The sequence below is a fragment of the Kineosporia sp. NBRC 101677 genome, from assembly GCF_030269265.1.
In the GTDB taxonomy this organism is placed as follows: domain Bacteria; phylum Actinomycetota; class Actinomycetes; order Actinomycetales; family Kineosporiaceae; genus Kineosporia; species Kineosporia rhizophila.
In genome coordinates, this window is sequence record NZ_BSTA01000006.1 from 266,206 (window position 1) to 282,332 (window position 16,127).

At 71.5% G+C, this 16,127-nt stretch carries 13 protein-coding genes and 1 pseudogene; 4 read left to right on the forward strand and 10 right to left on the reverse strand.

Going from position 1 to position 16,127, the window contains the following annotated elements; translation table 11 throughout:
* Positions 1–64 precede the first annotated feature (64 nt).
* Positions 65–1,543, forward strand: a complete 1,479-nt coding sequence (locus QSK18_RS19290) for a PucR family transcriptional regulator (RefSeq protein WP_285621306.1) — start codon at positions 65–67, stop codon at positions 1,541–1,543.
* On the opposite strand, the gene QSK18_RS19295 is transcribed toward QSK18_RS19290, so the two are convergent.
* The 6 genes and pseudogenes from QSK18_RS19295 to QSK18_RS19320 form a co-directional block, all read right to left on the reverse strand.
* Positions 1,520–2,389, reverse strand: coding sequence for an alpha/beta fold hydrolase (locus QSK18_RS19295; protein WP_285621309.1), 870 nt, complete (start codon positions 2,387–2,389; stop codon positions 1,520–1,522). The genes QSK18_RS19290 and QSK18_RS19295 overlap by 24 nt on opposite strands.
* Positions 2,390–2,424: 35 nt before the next feature.
* Positions 2,425–3,147, reverse strand: a pseudogene (locus tag QSK18_RS19300) (ABC transporter ATP-binding protein); the annotation flags it as partial.
* Positions 3,144–4,856 (reverse strand): dipeptide/oligopeptide/nickel ABC transporter permease/ATP-binding protein, encoded by a 1,713-nt coding sequence (locus QSK18_RS19305; RefSeq protein ID WP_285621312.1) that lies wholly within the window; start codon positions 4,854–4,856, stop codon positions 3,144–3,146. The pseudogene QSK18_RS19300 and the gene QSK18_RS19305, both read right to left, overlap by 4 nt.
* A gap of 3 nt (positions 4,857–4,859) precedes the next feature.
* Positions 4,860–5,861, reverse strand: a complete 1,002-nt coding sequence (locus QSK18_RS19310; protein WP_285621315.1) for an ABC transporter permease — start codon at positions 5,859–5,861, stop codon at positions 4,860–4,862.
* The gene (locus QSK18_RS19315) at positions 5,858–7,465 is read right to left on the reverse strand and encodes an ABC transporter substrate-binding protein (RefSeq protein WP_285621318.1); all 1,608 of its coding nucleotides are present in this window, start codon (positions 7,463–7,465) and stop codon (positions 5,858–5,860) included. Before QSK18_RS19315 ends, QSK18_RS19310 begins: the two co-directional genes overlap by 4 nt.
* A 160-nt stretch (positions 7,466–7,625) precedes the next feature.
* The gene (locus tag QSK18_RS19320) at positions 7,626–8,045 is read right to left on the reverse strand and encodes an Lrp/AsnC family transcriptional regulator (RefSeq protein ID WP_285621322.1); all 420 of its coding nucleotides are present in this window, start codon (positions 8,043–8,045) and stop codon (positions 7,626–7,628) included.
* Between the two features lie 125 nt (positions 8,046–8,170).
* Between QSK18_RS19320 and ocd the strand changes: the two genes are divergently transcribed.
* Complete coding sequence (ocd, locus tag QSK18_RS19325) at positions 8,171–9,193, forward strand: ornithine cyclodeaminase (protein ID WP_285621325.1); 1,023 nt, start codon at positions 8,171–8,173, stop codon at positions 9,191–9,193.
* Positions 9,194–9,235: 42 nt separating this feature from the next.
* Here the strand turns inward: ocd and QSK18_RS19330 are convergent, their stop codons facing one another.
* Genes QSK18_RS19330 through solA form a run of 3 tightly spaced genes read right to left on the reverse strand, consistent with a single transcriptional unit; the run spans position 9,236 to position 12,512 of the window.
* Positions 9,236–9,910, reverse strand: a complete 675-nt coding sequence (locus QSK18_RS19330) for an FMN-binding negative transcriptional regulator (protein ID WP_232809605.1) — start codon at positions 9,908–9,910, stop codon at positions 9,236–9,238.
* Positions 9,910–11,385, reverse strand: coding sequence for an amidohydrolase (locus tag QSK18_RS19335; RefSeq protein WP_232809604.1), 1,476 nt, complete (start codon positions 11,383–11,385; stop codon positions 9,910–9,912). Before QSK18_RS19335 ends, QSK18_RS19330 begins: the two co-directional genes overlap by 1 nt.
* Positions 11,382–12,512 carry an N-methyl-L-tryptophan oxidase gene (gene solA / locus QSK18_RS19340; RefSeq protein ID WP_232809603.1) on the reverse strand — a complete coding sequence of 377 codons (1,131 nt, stop codon included), beginning with the start codon at positions 12,510–12,512 and terminating at the stop codon, positions 11,382–11,384. The genes QSK18_RS19335 and solA overlap by 4 nt, the downstream gene beginning before the upstream one ends.
* 170 nt (positions 12,513–12,682) lie before the next feature.
* Between solA and QSK18_RS19345 the strand changes: the two genes are divergently transcribed.
* Positions 12,683–14,107, forward strand: coding sequence for an IclR family transcriptional regulator domain-containing protein (locus tag QSK18_RS19345; protein WP_232809602.1), 1,425 nt, complete (start codon positions 12,683–12,685; stop codon positions 14,105–14,107).
* Positions 14,108–14,376: 269 nt separating this feature from the next.
* Here the strand turns inward: QSK18_RS19345 and QSK18_RS19350 are convergent, their stop codons facing one another.
* Positions 14,377–14,694, reverse strand: coding sequence for a hypothetical protein (locus QSK18_RS19350; protein WP_232809601.1), 318 nt, complete (start codon positions 14,692–14,694; stop codon positions 14,377–14,379).
* Between the two features lie 220 nt (positions 14,695–14,914).
* Here QSK18_RS19350 and QSK18_RS19355 point away from each other — a divergent pair, with 220 nt between their 5' ends.
* Positions 14,915–16,126 (forward strand): pyridoxal phosphate-dependent aminotransferase, encoded by a 1,212-nt coding sequence (locus QSK18_RS19355; RefSeq protein WP_232809600.1) that lies wholly within the window; start codon positions 14,915–14,917, stop codon positions 16,124–16,126.
* The last annotated feature ends 1 nt before the right edge of the window (position 16,127 follow it).

The following is a 16,127-nucleotide window of genomic DNA, read 5'->3' on the forward strand; positions in this document are numbered from 1 at the left end:
ATAGGAAGACTGGCACCGCTGCCCTATGGTCCGGCACTCCAGAGAATCTGGTCATACTGTGGCGATGGCACAAGTGACGATCGCCGATCTCGCCGCGCAGGCCGAACGTCTCGGCCTGACGCTCAGCGCCGGTCCGGCCGGCGGCCGGGTGGTGGCGCGGGTGGAGGTGGCCACGCTGGAGCGGCTGGGCAGCGTGCCGGCCGGTTCCCTGGTGATCGTCCCGGGCGACACTCCCCCGCCGCCCTACCGCCTCGACGTGGCCCTGCGCCAGGCCAGTGCGCGCGAGGTGGCGGGTCTGGTGTTCACCACCGGCCTGTCGCTGCCCTCGACCGCGCGAATCCTGGCCGAACGCGGTGGCGTAACGGTTTTCGCGGCCCCGAAGGTGCGCCCCGCCGAGCTGGCGATGACGGTCGACCGGCTGCTGTCGGCGGGCGCCTCGGAGGCGATCATGCGGGCCTCGCACGGCATCGCCAAGGCCTCCGAGGCGGCGGCCGAAGGCTCGCCGGAGAGCATCCTGGCCGCGGCCAACCACGCCCTGGGTGCCGACCTGGTGCTGGTCGAGGATCCGGACGTGCGGTGGTCGGCGACCGACGCGGTGTGCGTGGGCGAGGTGCCGATCGGCCGGCTGGCCGGCTCGGAGCTCGACCCGGCGGTGGCGGTGGCCCGCCCGGTGATCGCGTCGCTGATGTCCCGGGCGGCGCAGCGCCGGATCAGCGACCGGTTCGCGCCCACCCAGTCGCGGGCCGACCTGATCGTCGAGCTGATCCTGGCCGAGTCCTCGCGGGTGGAGGGCTTCGTCGGCCGCGCGGCCCGGCTCGGCCTGCCCCTGCAGCTGTCCCACGCGGCCGGCTGGCTGCGGCCCACCAGCCTGCTCACACCCGAGGCACGGGCACCGCGCAGTGTGCAGCCGGCCGTGGAGCTCTTCGCCCTGCAACTGGCCGAGGAACGCCCGGAGATGTGGCACGTGGCCTTCGTGCAGGACGACCTGATCCTGGTCTGCACCGAGGAACACGGCGCCGGCGACCACCAGCGCCGGCTGCGCGAGGTGGCCGAGCGGGTGCAGGCCCACGCGCAGAACCTGGCCGGTCCCGAGTGGGCCTACACGCTCGGCCTGGGCACCCCGCAGCTGGGCGCGGGCGGTCTGCGCTCCTCGGCCGCCGAGGCCCGCATCGCCGCCGAGTCGGCCGTCGCGGCCGGACGTCTGGGCAGCGTGGAGCTCACCGACGTCACCGGGCTGCGCCGGGTCCTGCTGGACCTGTACGCCTCACCCACCAGCCGCAGCCTGCTGGCCGACATCCTGCACCCGCTCGACGCGCTGGGCCCCGAGCGGGCGCACACCTCGGTGGTGACGCTGCTTTCCTACCTCTCGCACCGCAACTCGCTGGCCCACGCCGGGCGGGAGCTGAACCTGCACCCCAACGCCGTGGGCTACCGGCTCAAGCGGGTGCGAGAGGAACTGAAGCTCGACCTGGACGACCCGGACACCCGCTTCGCTCTCGAACTGGCCTGCCGGGTGCGGCTACTGGGCGCCGGCCGGCGCTGAACCGATGTCGGCCGTGCGCGACAGCACGGCGACGAACTCGGGCCACAGCTGCCGGGGTATGTCGTGGCCCATCTGCGCGTACAGGTGAATCTCGGCCTGCGGCAACAGCTCGGCGAAGGCCGTGGCCGCGCTGTGGTGCAGGACCTGGTCGCGCATGCCGTGGATCACCACCGCCGGGATGTTCAGGCCGCGCAACTGCTCACGCCGTTCCAGCGGGCCGCGCAGCATCGCGTTCCACTGCCGCACCAGCCCGTCGGGCCGGTAGATGCGCCGGTAGTAGTGGCTGCCCAGGGCGGCCGACTCCTCGGCGCCGAACGGGAATCCGGGCGACTGGTAGTGCTTCTGGCCGCCCACGAACATGGTGACGTAGGCGTCGTGGTCGAGCAGTTCGGGCGCGGCCGTCACCGGCTGCCCGTCCCCGTGCTCCCCGACCAGGAACTCGGGCGCGCTGGAGGGCGAGGTCGACATCAGCCCCAGGCTGGCCACCCGCTCGGGCCGGTGGATCGCGACCAGCTGGGCGATGAATCCGCCCATCGACATGCCGGTCAGGTGGGCCCGCTCGATGCCCAGGTGATCCAGCAGGGCGATCACGTCGTCGGCCATGTCGTTCAGGTCGTAGCCGGCGCTCAGCTCGTCCGGGCCGCCGGTCTGCTGCGACAGTCCCACGTCGCGGTTGTCCGGGCGCACCACGAAGAAGCCGGCCTTCACCAGCAGCGCCACGAACTCGTCGGCCCAGCCGATCAGCTGGGCCCCGCCACCGTGCAACAGCACCAGCGCCCGGTGCGCGGGGTCGCCGTCGGTCTCGTAGTAGACCTCCACCCCGGCGGGGGTAGTGAACAGGGGCATCAGGCGTCCTTGAGATCGAGGGGCTGGCCGATGACGGGGATGGAACGCAACAGCTCACGGGTGTACGGGTCGGCCGGGTCCTGCAGAACCGTCTCGGTGGGCCCGTTCTCGACGATCCGGCCGTTGCGCATCACCGCCACGTCGTCGCTGACGTAGCGCACCACGGCCAGGTTGTGCGAGATGAACAGCATGGTCAGGTCCAGTTCGGCACGCAGTTCGCGCAGCAGGTTCAGCACCACGCCCTGCACGCTCACGTCCAGCGCCGAGGTGATCTCGTCGGCGATCAGCACCGCGGGCTCGGCGGCCAGGGCCCGGGCGATGGTGATGCGCTGCCGCTGGCCGCCGGAGAACCGGTCGGGCCGCTCGCGGGCCCGCTCCGGATCGATGTGCACCAGTTCGAGCAGCTGACGGACCCGGGCCTGACGCTCGGCGCCGCTCCAGCGCCGCCCGGTGGCCAGCAGCCCTTCGGCCACCGAGGTGCCCACCGGCATCCGGGGGTCGAGCGCGGCCAGCGGGTCCTGGAAGACCAGCTGCACCCGGCGGCGCGTCTGCCGGGTGAGCTCGGCCCCGTCGAGGCGGACGGTGCCGGTGGCTGCCCGTTCCAGGCCCACGGCCACCCGGGCCAGGGTGGACTTGCCCGACCCGGACTCGCCCACCAGCCCGAGCGTGGTGCCCGGCCGGACCACCAGGGAAGCGTCGTCCACCGCCCGGTGCCCGCCGAACCGCACGCTGACCCGGTCGAAGACCAGTTCGCTCATACCGTCACCTCCTGCTCGGCCGGAGCCGCCTCGTCGGCGGCCACCCCGATCACCGGCAGCGGTTTCGAGCGGTCGGTGTTCATGTCGGGCACACAGGCGATCAGCCCCCGCGTGTAGGGGTGCTGGGCCCGGCTCAGGTCGGCGGCGGCCAGCCGCTCCACCACCACCCCGTCCCGCATCACCACGATGCGGTCGCAGAATCCGCTCACCAGCGCGATGTCGTGCGAGATGAGCAGGATGGCCGCACCGGTCTGCTCCCGGGCGTCCTGCAGGGCCCGCAGCACCTGACGCTGCACGGTGACGTCGAGGGCGGTGGTCGGCTCGTCGGCGACGATCAGCCGCGGCGAGCCCATCAGGCCCATCGCGATCATCACCCGCTGGCGCATGCCGCCGGAGAACTCGTGCGGCAGCTGCCGGATGCGCTGGGCCGGATCGGGGATGCGCACCAGCTGCAGGGCCCGCAGCGCCTTGGCGGCGGCCGCGGCCCGGCCCACCCCGGCGTGCACCTGGCTGACCTCGGTGAGCTGGCGCCCCACGGAAAGGGCCGGGTTCAGCGAGGAGAGCGGGTCCTGGAAGATCATCGCCTGCTCCAGGCCGAGCTGCCGGCGCTGCGCGGCGGTGGGCCGGGCGGTCATGTCGATGCCCCGGAACAGCAGCCGCTCACACTCCACCCGGGCCTGCGGCCCGAGCAGCCCGGCGATCGCCATCGCGGTCACCGACTTGCCCGAGCCGGACTCGCCCACCACGCCGACGACCTCGCCGGGGGCGATGGTCAGGTCGATGCCGTGCACCCGCTCCACGAACGAGCCGTCGTCGGCCCGGAACGAGACGCGCAGGTCCTTGACCTCGACGACGGCCTCGTCGGCCTCCGGCGCCGGGGCCGCGCTGCGGGAGCGGACGGCACGCACGCTGTGTCTGCGTTCCTGGCTGAGCAGTTCGCCCAGCAGCGAGAACAGCACGCCGGTGAGGACGATCGCGATGCCGGGCCCGATGGCGGCCATCGGCTCGCGGTAGATGTCCTTGGCGCCTGCGTTCAGCAGCCGGCCCCAGTCGTACTCCGGCGCCTGCACGCCCAGCCCCAGGAAGCTGAGTGCGGCGAACGACAGCAGCGTGACCGAGGCGTGGGCGGCCACGTTCACCACCAGGGGCGGCAGGATGTTGGGAAGCACGTGCCGGGCTGCGGTGCGCACCGGGTTGCTGCCCAGAAGCCCGGCCGCGCGCACGTAGTCGGTGTTGGCCACCGATGCGGCCAGGGTGGAGACCAGGCGGGCGAACACCGGGATGCCGGCGAAGCCGATGGCCAGCATCGCCCCGGTGGAGGTCGCTCCCCAGATCACCGAGAAGAACAGCGCCAGCAGCAGCCAGGGGAACGACAGCAGGATGTCGATGAGGCCGGTGAGCAGGCGCCGGGGCAGGCGCGGCAGCACGGCCGCGGTCACCCCCAGCAGCACCCCGCCGACCACCGAGATGCCCACGGCCCCCAGGGTCAGCAGCATCGACAGACGGGTGGCCACGACCACCCGGGCGAACAGGTCCCGGCCCAGGTCGTCGGTGCCGAACCAGTGCTCCGGGCCGGCCGGGGCCTGCCGGTCGGCGATGTTGCGCTCGGTGGCCGCGTCGGCGAACAGCACCGGGCCCAGCAGCGCCGCGGCGAGCAGGACCAGCAGCCCGAGAGTGATCGCGATGCCCTGCGGAGAAGGACGTTTCATGGATCAGGCCTCCGCCATCGCCGAGCGCGGATCGAGGATCGCCAGGGCCAGGTCGATGACCAGGTTGGCCCCCAGCACGAGCAGGGCGTACACCAGCACGACGCCCTGGATCAGGGGGTAGTCCTTGGCGGTGATCGAGGAGACGATCATCGACCCGATGCCGGGCACGGTGAACACGGTCTCGACCAGCACCGTGCCGGCCACCAGCCCGACCAGCACGACGCCACCGGCGGTCAGCGCGGCCGCGACGATGTTGGGCAGGGCGTGGCGCAGGTAGAGCAGGCGGCCGGGCAGCCGTTTGCTGCGGGCGGTGGTCAGGTACGGCGTCTCGAGGACCCGCAGCATCTCCACGTGGACGATCCGGGCCAGGTAGGCCAGCGGGCCGGCAGCCAGCGCGACCACCGGCAGCACGGCCTCGGCGGGGCTGCCCCACCCGGCCGGCGGGAACATCCCCAGGCCGATGCTCAGGGTGGCCACCAGCAGCACCGCCAGCAGGAAGTTGGGGATCGCCACGAGGACGCCGAGCAGGCCGGAGACGCCCAGGTCGAGGATGCGGTGGCGACCCGAGCGGGCCGAGACGGCGGTGGCCACCCCGAGGGGGAACGCGCCCACCACGGCCACCAGGAAGGCGACGACGGCCAGGGTCAGGGTGGTCGGCAGCCGCTCGCCGAGCATCTCGGTGACCGGGCGCTGCGAGGTGACCGAGAGCCCCAGGTCGCCGCGCAGCAGCCCGCCCAGGTAGTCGGCGAACTGGGTGCCCAGCGGGCGGTCGACGCCCAGTTGCTCGCGCAGCGCGTTCACCGTGGCCACCGGCGCGGTCGGGCCCAGGGCGGCGCGCACCGGGTCGCCGGGCACGAACTGGACCATGAAGAACACCGCCACCAGCACCACGGCGAGGGAGACGGCGGCGCGGGTCAGGCGCCGCAGCAGGAAGACCAGCCGCGGCGCCCCCGCCACGGAGCGGGACGGGGGCGCGGCGTCCGGCAGGACCGGGGCTGTGGTCATTCTCGGCCCAGCATCCGGATGCTGGTGGGCAGCACCGAACCGGCGACCTCGGCGGTGGCGCCGGCGAAGAAGATCGGCGACTCGGTCTGCGCCAGCGGGTACACGTCGGCGCGGTTCACCAGCTCGGCCTCGGCGTCCTGCCAGATGCCGCAGGCGGTCTGCGAGTCCTCGGCGGTGAAGGCCTTCTCGGCCAGCGCGTTGTACTCCGGGTTCTTCACCCCCATGAAGTTGTAGCCGCCCTCCTCCGAGGTGGCGCCGTAGAAGAACAGACTCAGGACGAACGGGGTACCGGGGGCGAGCTGGATGAAACCGGTTTCCCAGTCGTAGGTCTGGTACAGGTCGGTGGACCAGCCGGTGGGGTCCTCGGCGACCAGCTCGGTCTGCACGCCGATCTCCTTCCACTCGGCCTGCACCTCCTCGGCCGCGGCCGCGTGACTGGGGGTGCCCGCGTCGTAGAGGAACCGGATGCTCAGCGGCTTGCCGTCCTTGGCCCGCACACCGTCGGCACCGACGGCGTAACCGGCCTCGTCGAGCAGCGTGCCGGCCTTCTGCGGGTCGCTGGCGGGCAGCGTCCACTTCGGCCCACCGGCCACGCACAGCAGGGGCGTCTGCACCACCAGGGAGGTCATCTCGGTGCGGTGGCCGTTGGTGACGATGTCGCCGACGGCCTCCCGGTTCAGCGCGAGAGTGAGGGCCTGGCGTACCTTCTCGTCGGCGGTGGGCCGATCGGGGCGCTCGTTGAACAGCATCTCGCCGATCGGGTTGGGCACGCCCTTGTTGCTGTGCCCGGCCGCCTCGAGCCGGTCGCGGTCGGAACCGGCGATGCCGGCCGCGTTCAGGCCACCGGACAGCAGCAGGTTCGCGGCGGTGGACTCGTCGGTGACCACCTTGCCCACCACGGTGTCGGGCAGGCCCTCGGTGTCGCTGGTGACGCCCTGCGGGCCCCAGGTGTAGTCGTCGCGCTTGGTGTAGGTGTACTCGCTGCCGGCCTGGGCCTTGGTGAGCTGGAACAGGCCGGTGCCGTCGGTGGCGTCCTTCAGCGTGTCCGGGTCGTCCAGGCCCTTCTGGCAGACCATCTCGACCGCGCCGGTGGACGAGAGCAGGAACGGGTTGGTGGTCTTGCTGGTGATGGTCAGCTGGTTGCCGTCGGCCTCGGCGGACATGTCGGCAGTGATGTTGGAGCCGTGCCAGAACGTGCCGTTCTTCTCGTCGGCCTGGTAGTTGATGTTCGCGGCGGCCGTGGCGGCGCTGAAGGCGCTGCCGTCGGAGCAGGTGACGCCCTCCTTGAGGGTGTAGGTGATGGAGGTCGGCGTCTCCTTCCAGCTCTCGGCCAGCCAGGGCTGGAACTCGCCCTGGGCGGTGGTGTGCACCAGCGAGTCGTAGGCGTAGGGCACCAGGGCCCGCTGCACCAGCGAGACCCCGTTCAGCGGGGAGAGGCTGCCCGGGTCGTCGTTCAGGGCCACGTTGAACGTGCCGCCGGAGACGTAGGTGGTGGACGCCGCCTCGGTGCCGCCGCCGCTGCCGCCGCCGCACGCGGTGAGCGTGAGCGCGGCGATCGCGGAGGTGGCAGCCACCGCCCCGGCCGGGGAGTGTTTCCTGGTCATTGCAGTCGTCCTCCGACTCGTAGCGATGGGACTCGACCTGCTGTGTGGGGAGGGACCCGCCGGGTCCATGTGTCGAGGCTAGGAAGCGCTGATTCACCGGACAATGTGCCGGGAAAGCAAAGAATCGGGCGGCATTGTGTTGACGGCACGAAAACGGCGTTCACAGGAGCAGGGAGGACAGCAGAAGGCTGGTCTCGGAGTTCAGCACACCGTCCACCGAGCGGATCCGCCCCAGCACCGCGTCGAACTCCGACAGCGAGGTGGCGCGGATGTCGGCGACCAGGTCCCAGGCGCCGTTGGTGGTGTGCAGCGACACGATCTGCGGCAGCCCACGCAGCCCCTCGATCACCTGGGCGGTGGCCCGGCCCTCGATCTCGATGAACGAGACCGCCCGCACGTCCCCCACCGTCTCGTCGCGCACGCGGGCGGTGAAACCCAGGATCACGCCGCTGTTCTGGAGACGTTCGATGCGCTGGGTGACGGTGCCGCGGGTGACTCCCAGGCGGCGGGCCAGCGAGGCGGCCGGCTCACGGGCGTCGGCCCGCAGGGCGGCGACGAGGCGGCGGTCCAGGTCGTCCACTGGGGGTACCTCCTGAGGTCGGTGGCGATCTGCCCGGTGACACCCGGCGATCTGCGCGGTCGGGCCGGGCAGATCGCCCGGTTCGTCGATTGTCCGCCTGCAGCGGCGAAAACTACCGTTGAGGCATGCATTTCGTGAGCGTGAGCAACATGGCCCAGTGGGTCGCGGCCACCGGCCCGGAGGCCGTCATCGCCGGTATGACCGACGCCCTGGAACGCGACTTCCGGCGCTGGCCGCAGTTCGAGAAGACCCCGCGCCTGGCCTCGCACTCGGACGTCGGGGTGATCGAGCTGATGCCGACCACCGACGGCGAGCAGTACGCGTTCAAGTACGTCAACGGGCACCCGGGCAATCCCCGGCACGGCCTGCAGACGGTCAGCGCGTTCGGGGTGCTGGCCGACGTGTTCACCGGTTACCCCACCTTCATCAGCGAGATGACCCTGCTGACCGCCCTGCGCACCGCCGCCACCTCGGCCCTGGCGGCCCGCTGGCTGGCCCCGCGCCAGGCCGAGGTGATGGCCATGATCGGGGCCGGTTCACAGGCCGAGTTCCAGGCCCTGGGCGTGCGCTCGCAGCTGGGGGTGCGCCGGCTGCGGGTGTTCGACGTCGACCCGCAGGCCTGCGCCAAGCTGGTGCGCAACCTCACCCCCCAGGGCTTCGAGGTGGAGGTCACCGACTCCCCCGCCCAGGCCGTACGCGGCGCGCAGATCGTCACCACCTGCACCGCGGACAAGGCCAACGCCGCCGTGCTCGACCTGGCCGACATCCACCCCGGCGTGCACATCAACGCCGTGGGCGGCGACTGCCCGGGCAAGACCGAGCTCGACCCGCGGATCGTGGCCGGAGCCGACGTCTTCGTCGAGTACCCCGAGCAGACCCGGATCGAGGGTGAGATCCAGCTGCAGCCAGCCGATTTCCCGGTCACCGAGCTGTGGCGGGTGATCGCCGGGCAGAGCCCGGGCCGGGTCGGCCCGGAGCGCACCACGGTGTTCGACTCGGTCGGGTTCGCGATCGAGGACTTCACCGCCCTGACCTACGTGCGGGAGGCGCTCACCGGCACCTGTTTCGCCGAGCGGATCGACCTGATCGCCGGCCCGGACGACCCCAAGGACCTGTTCGGCATGCTCGGCAGCCCGGTCCCGGCCTGAGCGACGACCCGCCTGCCGGTCCGGCCGGCAGGCGGCCCACCTTCAGCCGGTGCCCTCGTGGACCCTGCCAACCCCAGCCCTCGAACTGTCCACCCGGTCGGCCAGTTCCGGGTTGTGGTAGGGGCCGGACGCCCGCAGGGCCGCGACGATCCGCTCCCGCACGGGCGCGGGTTTGTCCTGACTCATCTTGTTCTTCGCCTCGAACCGGGTCACCCGCATCCGGAAGCCCACCGTGCCCCGCACGATCCGCTCGGCGTAGGCCTCGTTGGCCAGCGTGGCGCGCATCCGGAAGGGGTTGGGCAGCGGGTCCTCGAAGTGGTCGACCAGACGCTCCAGCTCGCGCAGGTTCTCGGCGTCGGACAGGATCTGCGGCACCCCGTAGGCGTGCACCACCTCGAAGTTCCAGGTCGGCACCCCGATCGGCAGGTCGTACCAGCTCGGCGAGACGTAGCCGCTGGGCCCGTAGAACACCATCACGACCTCGTGCCGGCCCAGCTCGTGCAGCTGCTCGTCGGGGCGGCCGACGTGCCCGAGCAGCACCAGGTGCTCCGGGTGTTCCGGGTGTTCTGGGCTGGGCTCCCCCTCGAGCAGGACCGGGTAGTGCGAGACCACGAGGCCGGTGGAGGTGTGGCTGATCAGTGTGGCCCACGGGTGGGCGGCGATCATCCGGCGCACCTCCTCCACCTCGGGCACCGCGTAGTGGGGAGCATGACGCATCACGCGCTCCCGGTCAGGGTGTCGTGGGTGAACCGGCCGCCCACCAGCGTCGCCGCCACCGGCAGGGCCCGCAGTTCCTTGGCCGTGACCACGAACGGGTCGGCCTCCAGCACGGCCAGGTCGGCCACGTCCCCGACCTGCGGGCGCAGACGTCCGCGCATGCTCGAGGCCAGGGCCACGTCCAGCGGCACCCGCTGCTCCGGGTGCCAGGGCTCACGCTCGTCGCGGCTGCGCGAGGTGGCCGCCGCCACCGCCTGCCACGGGTCGAGCGGGGCCACCGGGGCGTCGGAACCGAAGCGCAGCGTGGCGCCGGCCCGGTGCAGCGAACCGTAGGCGAACGCCCGGCCGGTACGCCCGGCCCAGTGCCGGTCGGCCACGTCCCGGTCGTCCATGGCGTGCTCGGGCTGGATGCTGGCCACCAGGCCGAGCCGCGCGAAGCGGGCGAAGTCCGCCTCGTCGACGAGCTGGGCGTGCTCGATGCTGCCGGGCAGGCCCAGCTCCTCGAAGATCCCGATGACCTCGGAGTTGGCCCGGTCGCCGATCGCGTGCACGGCGGCCCCGACGCCGTTGGCCCCCGCGCGCCGCAGCAGCTCGCGCAGCTCGTCCGGGGTCACGGCGGCCACCCCGCAGCCGTGCACGAGGTCGTGCTCCAGGCCGGGGTACGGGTCCCAGCACAGCGCCGTGCGGGTGTTCAGCGAGCCGTCCACCACCACCTTGAGCGGGCCCATCGTGATCAGGCCGCGCTCGTCCAGCACGTCGCCGGTGCGGTGGCCGCCCGCGATCGCCGCCTCCAGCCGCTCCGGCCAGACCGACACCTCGACCCGCAGGCTGTCCACGCCCTGCGCGACCCGGGCCGGCCAGTCGGTGACGTTGTCCTCGTTCTCGAACTCCACCACGCCGACCACCCCGCGCCGGGCCGCCGCCTGCGCCGCCGCCGCGTACTGGGCGAGCGTGGGCGGGGCGGCCTCGATCAGGTGACGCCCGGCCTCGAACCAGGCCGTCTCGCGCACCAGGCCGAACCCGTCCGGCTGCGCGCCCAGCCGGGCCGCGGCCGCCGAGTTCATCCACGCGCAGTGCAGGTCCCCGCTGATCAGCACGACCGGCACCGCCCCGGTGACCGCGTCCAGCCCGACCAGCGAGGGCGGCTCCGGCCAGTTGCCGTCGCGGAAGCCGTACCCCGACAGGAACTCTCCGGTGACGTCGGGCAGCGCCCGCCGGACCGCCTCGAGCACGTCGACCGCACTGGTGGTGCGGGTCAGGTCGAGCCGCGACTGCTGGATCGTCCACTGGGTGAAGTGCAGGTGCTCGTCCCACAAGCCGGGCACCAGGACCCGTCCGTCGAGGTCCACCGCGGCACCGGACTGCGGCTCGGTGCCGGCCGGGGTGATCCGGGCGACCCGATCGCCGGCGACCACCACGTCCACAATCTCTTCGCTCTTCAGCAGACGAGCGTTCCGCAACTGCACTTCACTCATGCCGCACCCACTGTCGTCGGGGCCTCGAAGGCCGAGATGTCGTCACTGGTACTGCCCTCGAGCGCGAGCTCGGCCAGGACCCGCCCGATCGCCGGGGCGAACTTGAACGCGTGACCGGCCCCGAGGGCCACCAGCACGTCGGGATGGCGCTCCAGCGGGCTGATCACGAAATTGCGGTCGGGGGTGATCGCGTACTGGCAGGTGACCGTGCGCAGTACTTCTCCGCTGCCGGGGATCGTGCGCCCCATGAACCCGCCCAGCTCCTCGAGCAGGGCCGGCGAGGGGGCGAAGGTGCGCTCGGCCGGGCTCATCAGGTTGTTGGACAGGTCGCGGGCGGCCTTCACGGTCGGTTCACCGTAGGTCGGGAAGCCGTAGAAACACTCGTCGTCCTCCCAGATCCACACCGGGAACCGCTCCCGGTCGAACTGCTCCGGATCACCGGGCCGGAAGTAGGTGACCTGCTCCTGCATGGTGATCAACGGTATCTGCGCACCCAGCGGCTCCAGCAGCGTGTTGGTCCAGGCGTCGGCCGCCAGCACCACCTTGCCGGCCAGCACGTCCCCGCCCTGCGTGTGCACGATCACGCCGCCCTCGGTGGGCGTCAGCCGCAGCACCGGCGTGCGGTCGCGCAGCTGCGCCCCGTGCATCCGGGCCTGCATCTGGAACGCGGCGACCGAGCGGGAGGCGTGCACGATGCCGGTGTCGGCCGTGTAGACCGTCTCCACGTCGTCGGTGAGCCGGAACTGGGGCCAGCGCCGCGCCACCTGCTCGGGGGTGAGCAGCTCGTAGGGCACCTGCGCCGCGGTCAGGCTGGTGGCGAAGTCGGCCGCCGAGTAGGGGCCGGCCTTGGGGATGAACACCACACCCCCGGTGACCGTGACCAGGCGCTCACCCGAGGCCTGTTCGAAGTCCGCCCAGTCCCGGTAGGCCGACTGCGCGAGCCGCACGTAGGGCTCCGAGCCGTACGACGTGCGGATGATGCGGGAGGTGTCGTGCGAGGCGCCGCGCACGTGCCCGAGCTCGAACTGCTCGAAAGCCACCACGCGGGCGTTCTTCCGGCTCAGGTGGTAGGCGGCGGCACTGCCCAGCGCCCCGAGGCCGACCACGGCCACGTCGAACGTCTCCATGAAGTCCCTCCTCCAGTTCCGGACCTGACGAGAACGGCTATGAGCAAGCAACTCTCGACAGCCGAGTATCTGGCGGACGCTATAGCAGGGTTCTCGGACGCAGCGCTCGTGGTAGGTATGGGACGCAATCTTCAGCCAGGGAGATTGCCGGTTCTGTGAAGGGGGAGGCAATGACCGCTCGCGTGTCGACCGCGTTAACAATCGTTCAAATGATCGCCGGGCGAGGCGATCCCACCATCGCCGTACCGGTCGGCTCGATCGCCCGCGACCTGGGCGCCTCACTCAGCCAGACCTCCCGGCTGTGTTCGGAGCTACAAGGACTGGGCCTGCTGGAGGCCGGCGAGGCCTACGGCACCTACCTCCTGGGTCCCGAAGCCGTCCGGCTCTCCGGCCGCGCCGCCGCCCCCTACGCCCACGCGCTGCGATACGCGCTCACCCTGGCCGCCCATCAGACCGGCGAAACCGTCTGTCTGGCCGCCCGCTCCGGGCCCGGCCTGCAGATCACCGCCATGGTCGAGTCGTTGTGGACACTGCACGCCCCGGCCGATCCGGGCGACCTGGTCGAGGACGAGCACAGCGCGATGATCCGGGCCGAGCGCGCGGACCAGGCGGAAGAGACCTTCGAGTCGACGATCGGCCGGTGTGCGGAGATCGCGGCACCGGTGCTGGGCCCGGCCGGCGAGAGCGTGGCCGTGGTGGCCGTACGGATGCCGGTCAATCGCCTGCCGCAGCACGGTTCCAGCGCCCGGCGCGCGGTCCAGATCGCGCGCCGCAGCATCGAGCCGGCCATCGCCCACCACTGGGCGTCCGAGATCACCGAAACCCCGTCAACCGGCCCGAGAACCACTGCACTGGAGGCATCCCTGCTGATCCTGAAGCACCTGGCCACCGCGCCCGACACCGCAACCGGCACCGCCCGCGCCGTCGGTCTGCGCGCCGACCGCACCCAGCGCCTGCTCGACTCCTGCACCCGGACCGGCCTGGTCGTCCCGGTCGACCAGGACAGCAGACCCGCCCGCTACCGGCTCAGCTGGGCGGTGCACGCCTGGCACCGCAGCATCGTGGCGCCGACCCTGGTGCGGCACGCCTCCCCGCTGGCCGAACGCACCGCCGAACTCACCCAGACCTGTGTGTTCCTCACCGTTCTGCGCGGCATGCGCAGTCTCACGCTGGTCGAGCACCTCTCCTCGCCCGGCGCGGGCCTGCGGATGTCGCCGTGGCTCGGCCGGGCCCACCCGATCATCGGCTCCGACGGCGGGCCGGTGCTCGTGATGGACCTGGACCTGCCGGAGATCGCCGAGCTCTTCCCACCCCGCTACACCCGCCTGGAGCTCGACCGGTTCCTGCGCCGCGTGCGCCAGGTCGTGCAGGAGGGGGCGATCTCCATGGAACCCTTCGACGACACCGGCATGCAGTCGGTCACCGCCCCCGTGCACGACTCCAGCGGAGCCGTGGTGGCCGCGGCCTGCCTGGTCGGCACCGTCGAGTACTTCGCCACCGACGGCCCCCGGCTGGAGGCGGCCGTGCGAGAACTCGCTGCCCAGATCTCGGACCTGTTGCGGCACCGACCGGCCTCGGAAAACGTCTGCTCCTGACCGTGGACCGTTTCGGGCTGCTCAGATCCAGACCATGCCCCAGGTTGAGACCGGACACACTGCCCCGGCGGGATAGGGAGTTTCATGTGCTGCAGAGCGCGACGATCCGTAAACTTTTGCGACCGCGACTTTACGGTCTGACCGGGAGTCGCTGTCTTCATCTCCTTTCCGCCGGGGAAGCCTGGGACCTGAGTGGATGGTGGGTGCTCGCGCGGGCTGGAGGCAACACCCTCACCAACCATCCACCGGTAGTAACCTCCCAAGAATTCCTAGGTCGGCCGGGCCCGTCGCCGACCGGCGGACCGCAGGGCGGCGAGGTCGGCGGTCGCCACCGCGTGGTCGATGATCTCCGGCGGGATGGACAGCAGCACCTCGCCCGAGGGCCCGGCCGAGAGTACAACCCCGCCGAAACGACCGGGCATCCGTGGTGTGAGCTGGGTGACCCAGGCGTTCAGCCAGGGGATCGGGACCACCCCGTGCCGGATCTCGGCGTACCAGAACTCCACCGCATCGGGTTCCTGCAGCCGCACCACCACCCGGGACGCCTCGCCGTGGACCGTCACCACCGGGATGTCCAGGCTCAGCACGGCACGGGCCGTCTCAGGCAGTTCCGCCGCTTCAGCACGGTTCTCATCGCACCCTCCCCGTTGGGCACCTGTTCCCTTTCTACCTGACAAGCCGGCGTGGTTTTTGTCCAGAGCGAGGACAGATGTGTGGTCCGCCCCATACGTCACGGCTGCCACGCCACTGGTCGGCGAGCGTCACCGGACTCCGGTGGGGCCAGGGCCGAGGGCTACTCTGACGCGCGTGGAGATCCGACAGTCGCGCAAGCTCAACCACGTTGCCTACGACGTCCGCGGGCCGGTGCTCGCCGAGGCCATGCGACTGGAGGCCCAGGGGCACCAGATCCTGCGGCTGAACATCGGCAACCCGGCGCCGTTCGGTTTCGAGGCGCCCGAGGACATCCTGCGCGACATGATCCTGCAGCTGCCCGGCGCGCACGGCTACAGCGACGCCAAGGGCATCGTCCCGGCCCGGCGGGCGGTGGTGCAGTACCACCGCGCCAAGGGCGTCACCGAGTTCGACATCGAGGACGTGTGGCTCGGCAACGGGGTCTCCGAGCTGATCAGCATGGCGCTGCAGGCCCTGCTCAACGACGGTGACGAACTGCTGGTGCCCAGCCCCGACTACCCGCTCTGGACGGCTACCACCACGCTGGCCGGCGGCCGGGCGGTGCACTACGTGTGCGACGAGACCTCCGGATGGCTGCCCGACCTGGCCGACGTGGAGGCGAAGATCACCGACCGCACGGTGGGCCTGGTGATCATCAACCCGAACAACCCGACCGGTGCGGTCTACCCGCGCGAGATCCTCGAAGGGCTGGTCGAGATCGCCCGGCGTCACGACCTGATGCTGCTCAGCGACGAGATCTACGACCAGATCCTCTACGACGACGCCGAGCACGTGGCCACCGCGGCGCTCGCCCCGGACGTGTTCTGCCTGACCTTCAACGGCCTGTCGAAGGCCTACCGGGTGGCCGGGTTCCGGGCCGGCTGGATGGTCGTGTCCGGGCCCCGGCACCAGGCCGCCGACTACCTCGAGGGCCTGCAGATCATGGCCAACCTGCGGCTGTGCGCCAACGTGCCCTCGCAGCACGTGATCGCCACCGCGCTCGGCTCGGACAGCCTGAACGACCTGCTGCTGCCCGGCGGCCGGCTGCTCGAGCAGCGCGACGTGACCTGGGAGATGCTCAACCAGATCGACGGCGTCAGCTGTGTGAAGCCCACCGGCGCGCTCTACTGCTTCCCCCGGCTGGACCGTAAGGCCTTCCCGATCGAGGACGACGAGGCGTTCGTGCTCGACCTGCTGCGGGAGCAGAAGGTGATGGTGGTGCACGGGCGGGGCTTCAACTGGTCGGCGCCCGACCACTTCCGCATCGTCACCCTGCCGCACGCAGAGGTGCTGAAGGACGCGATCGGCCGGATCGGGGAGTTCCTCGACCGCCGCCGGGTGAGCTAGA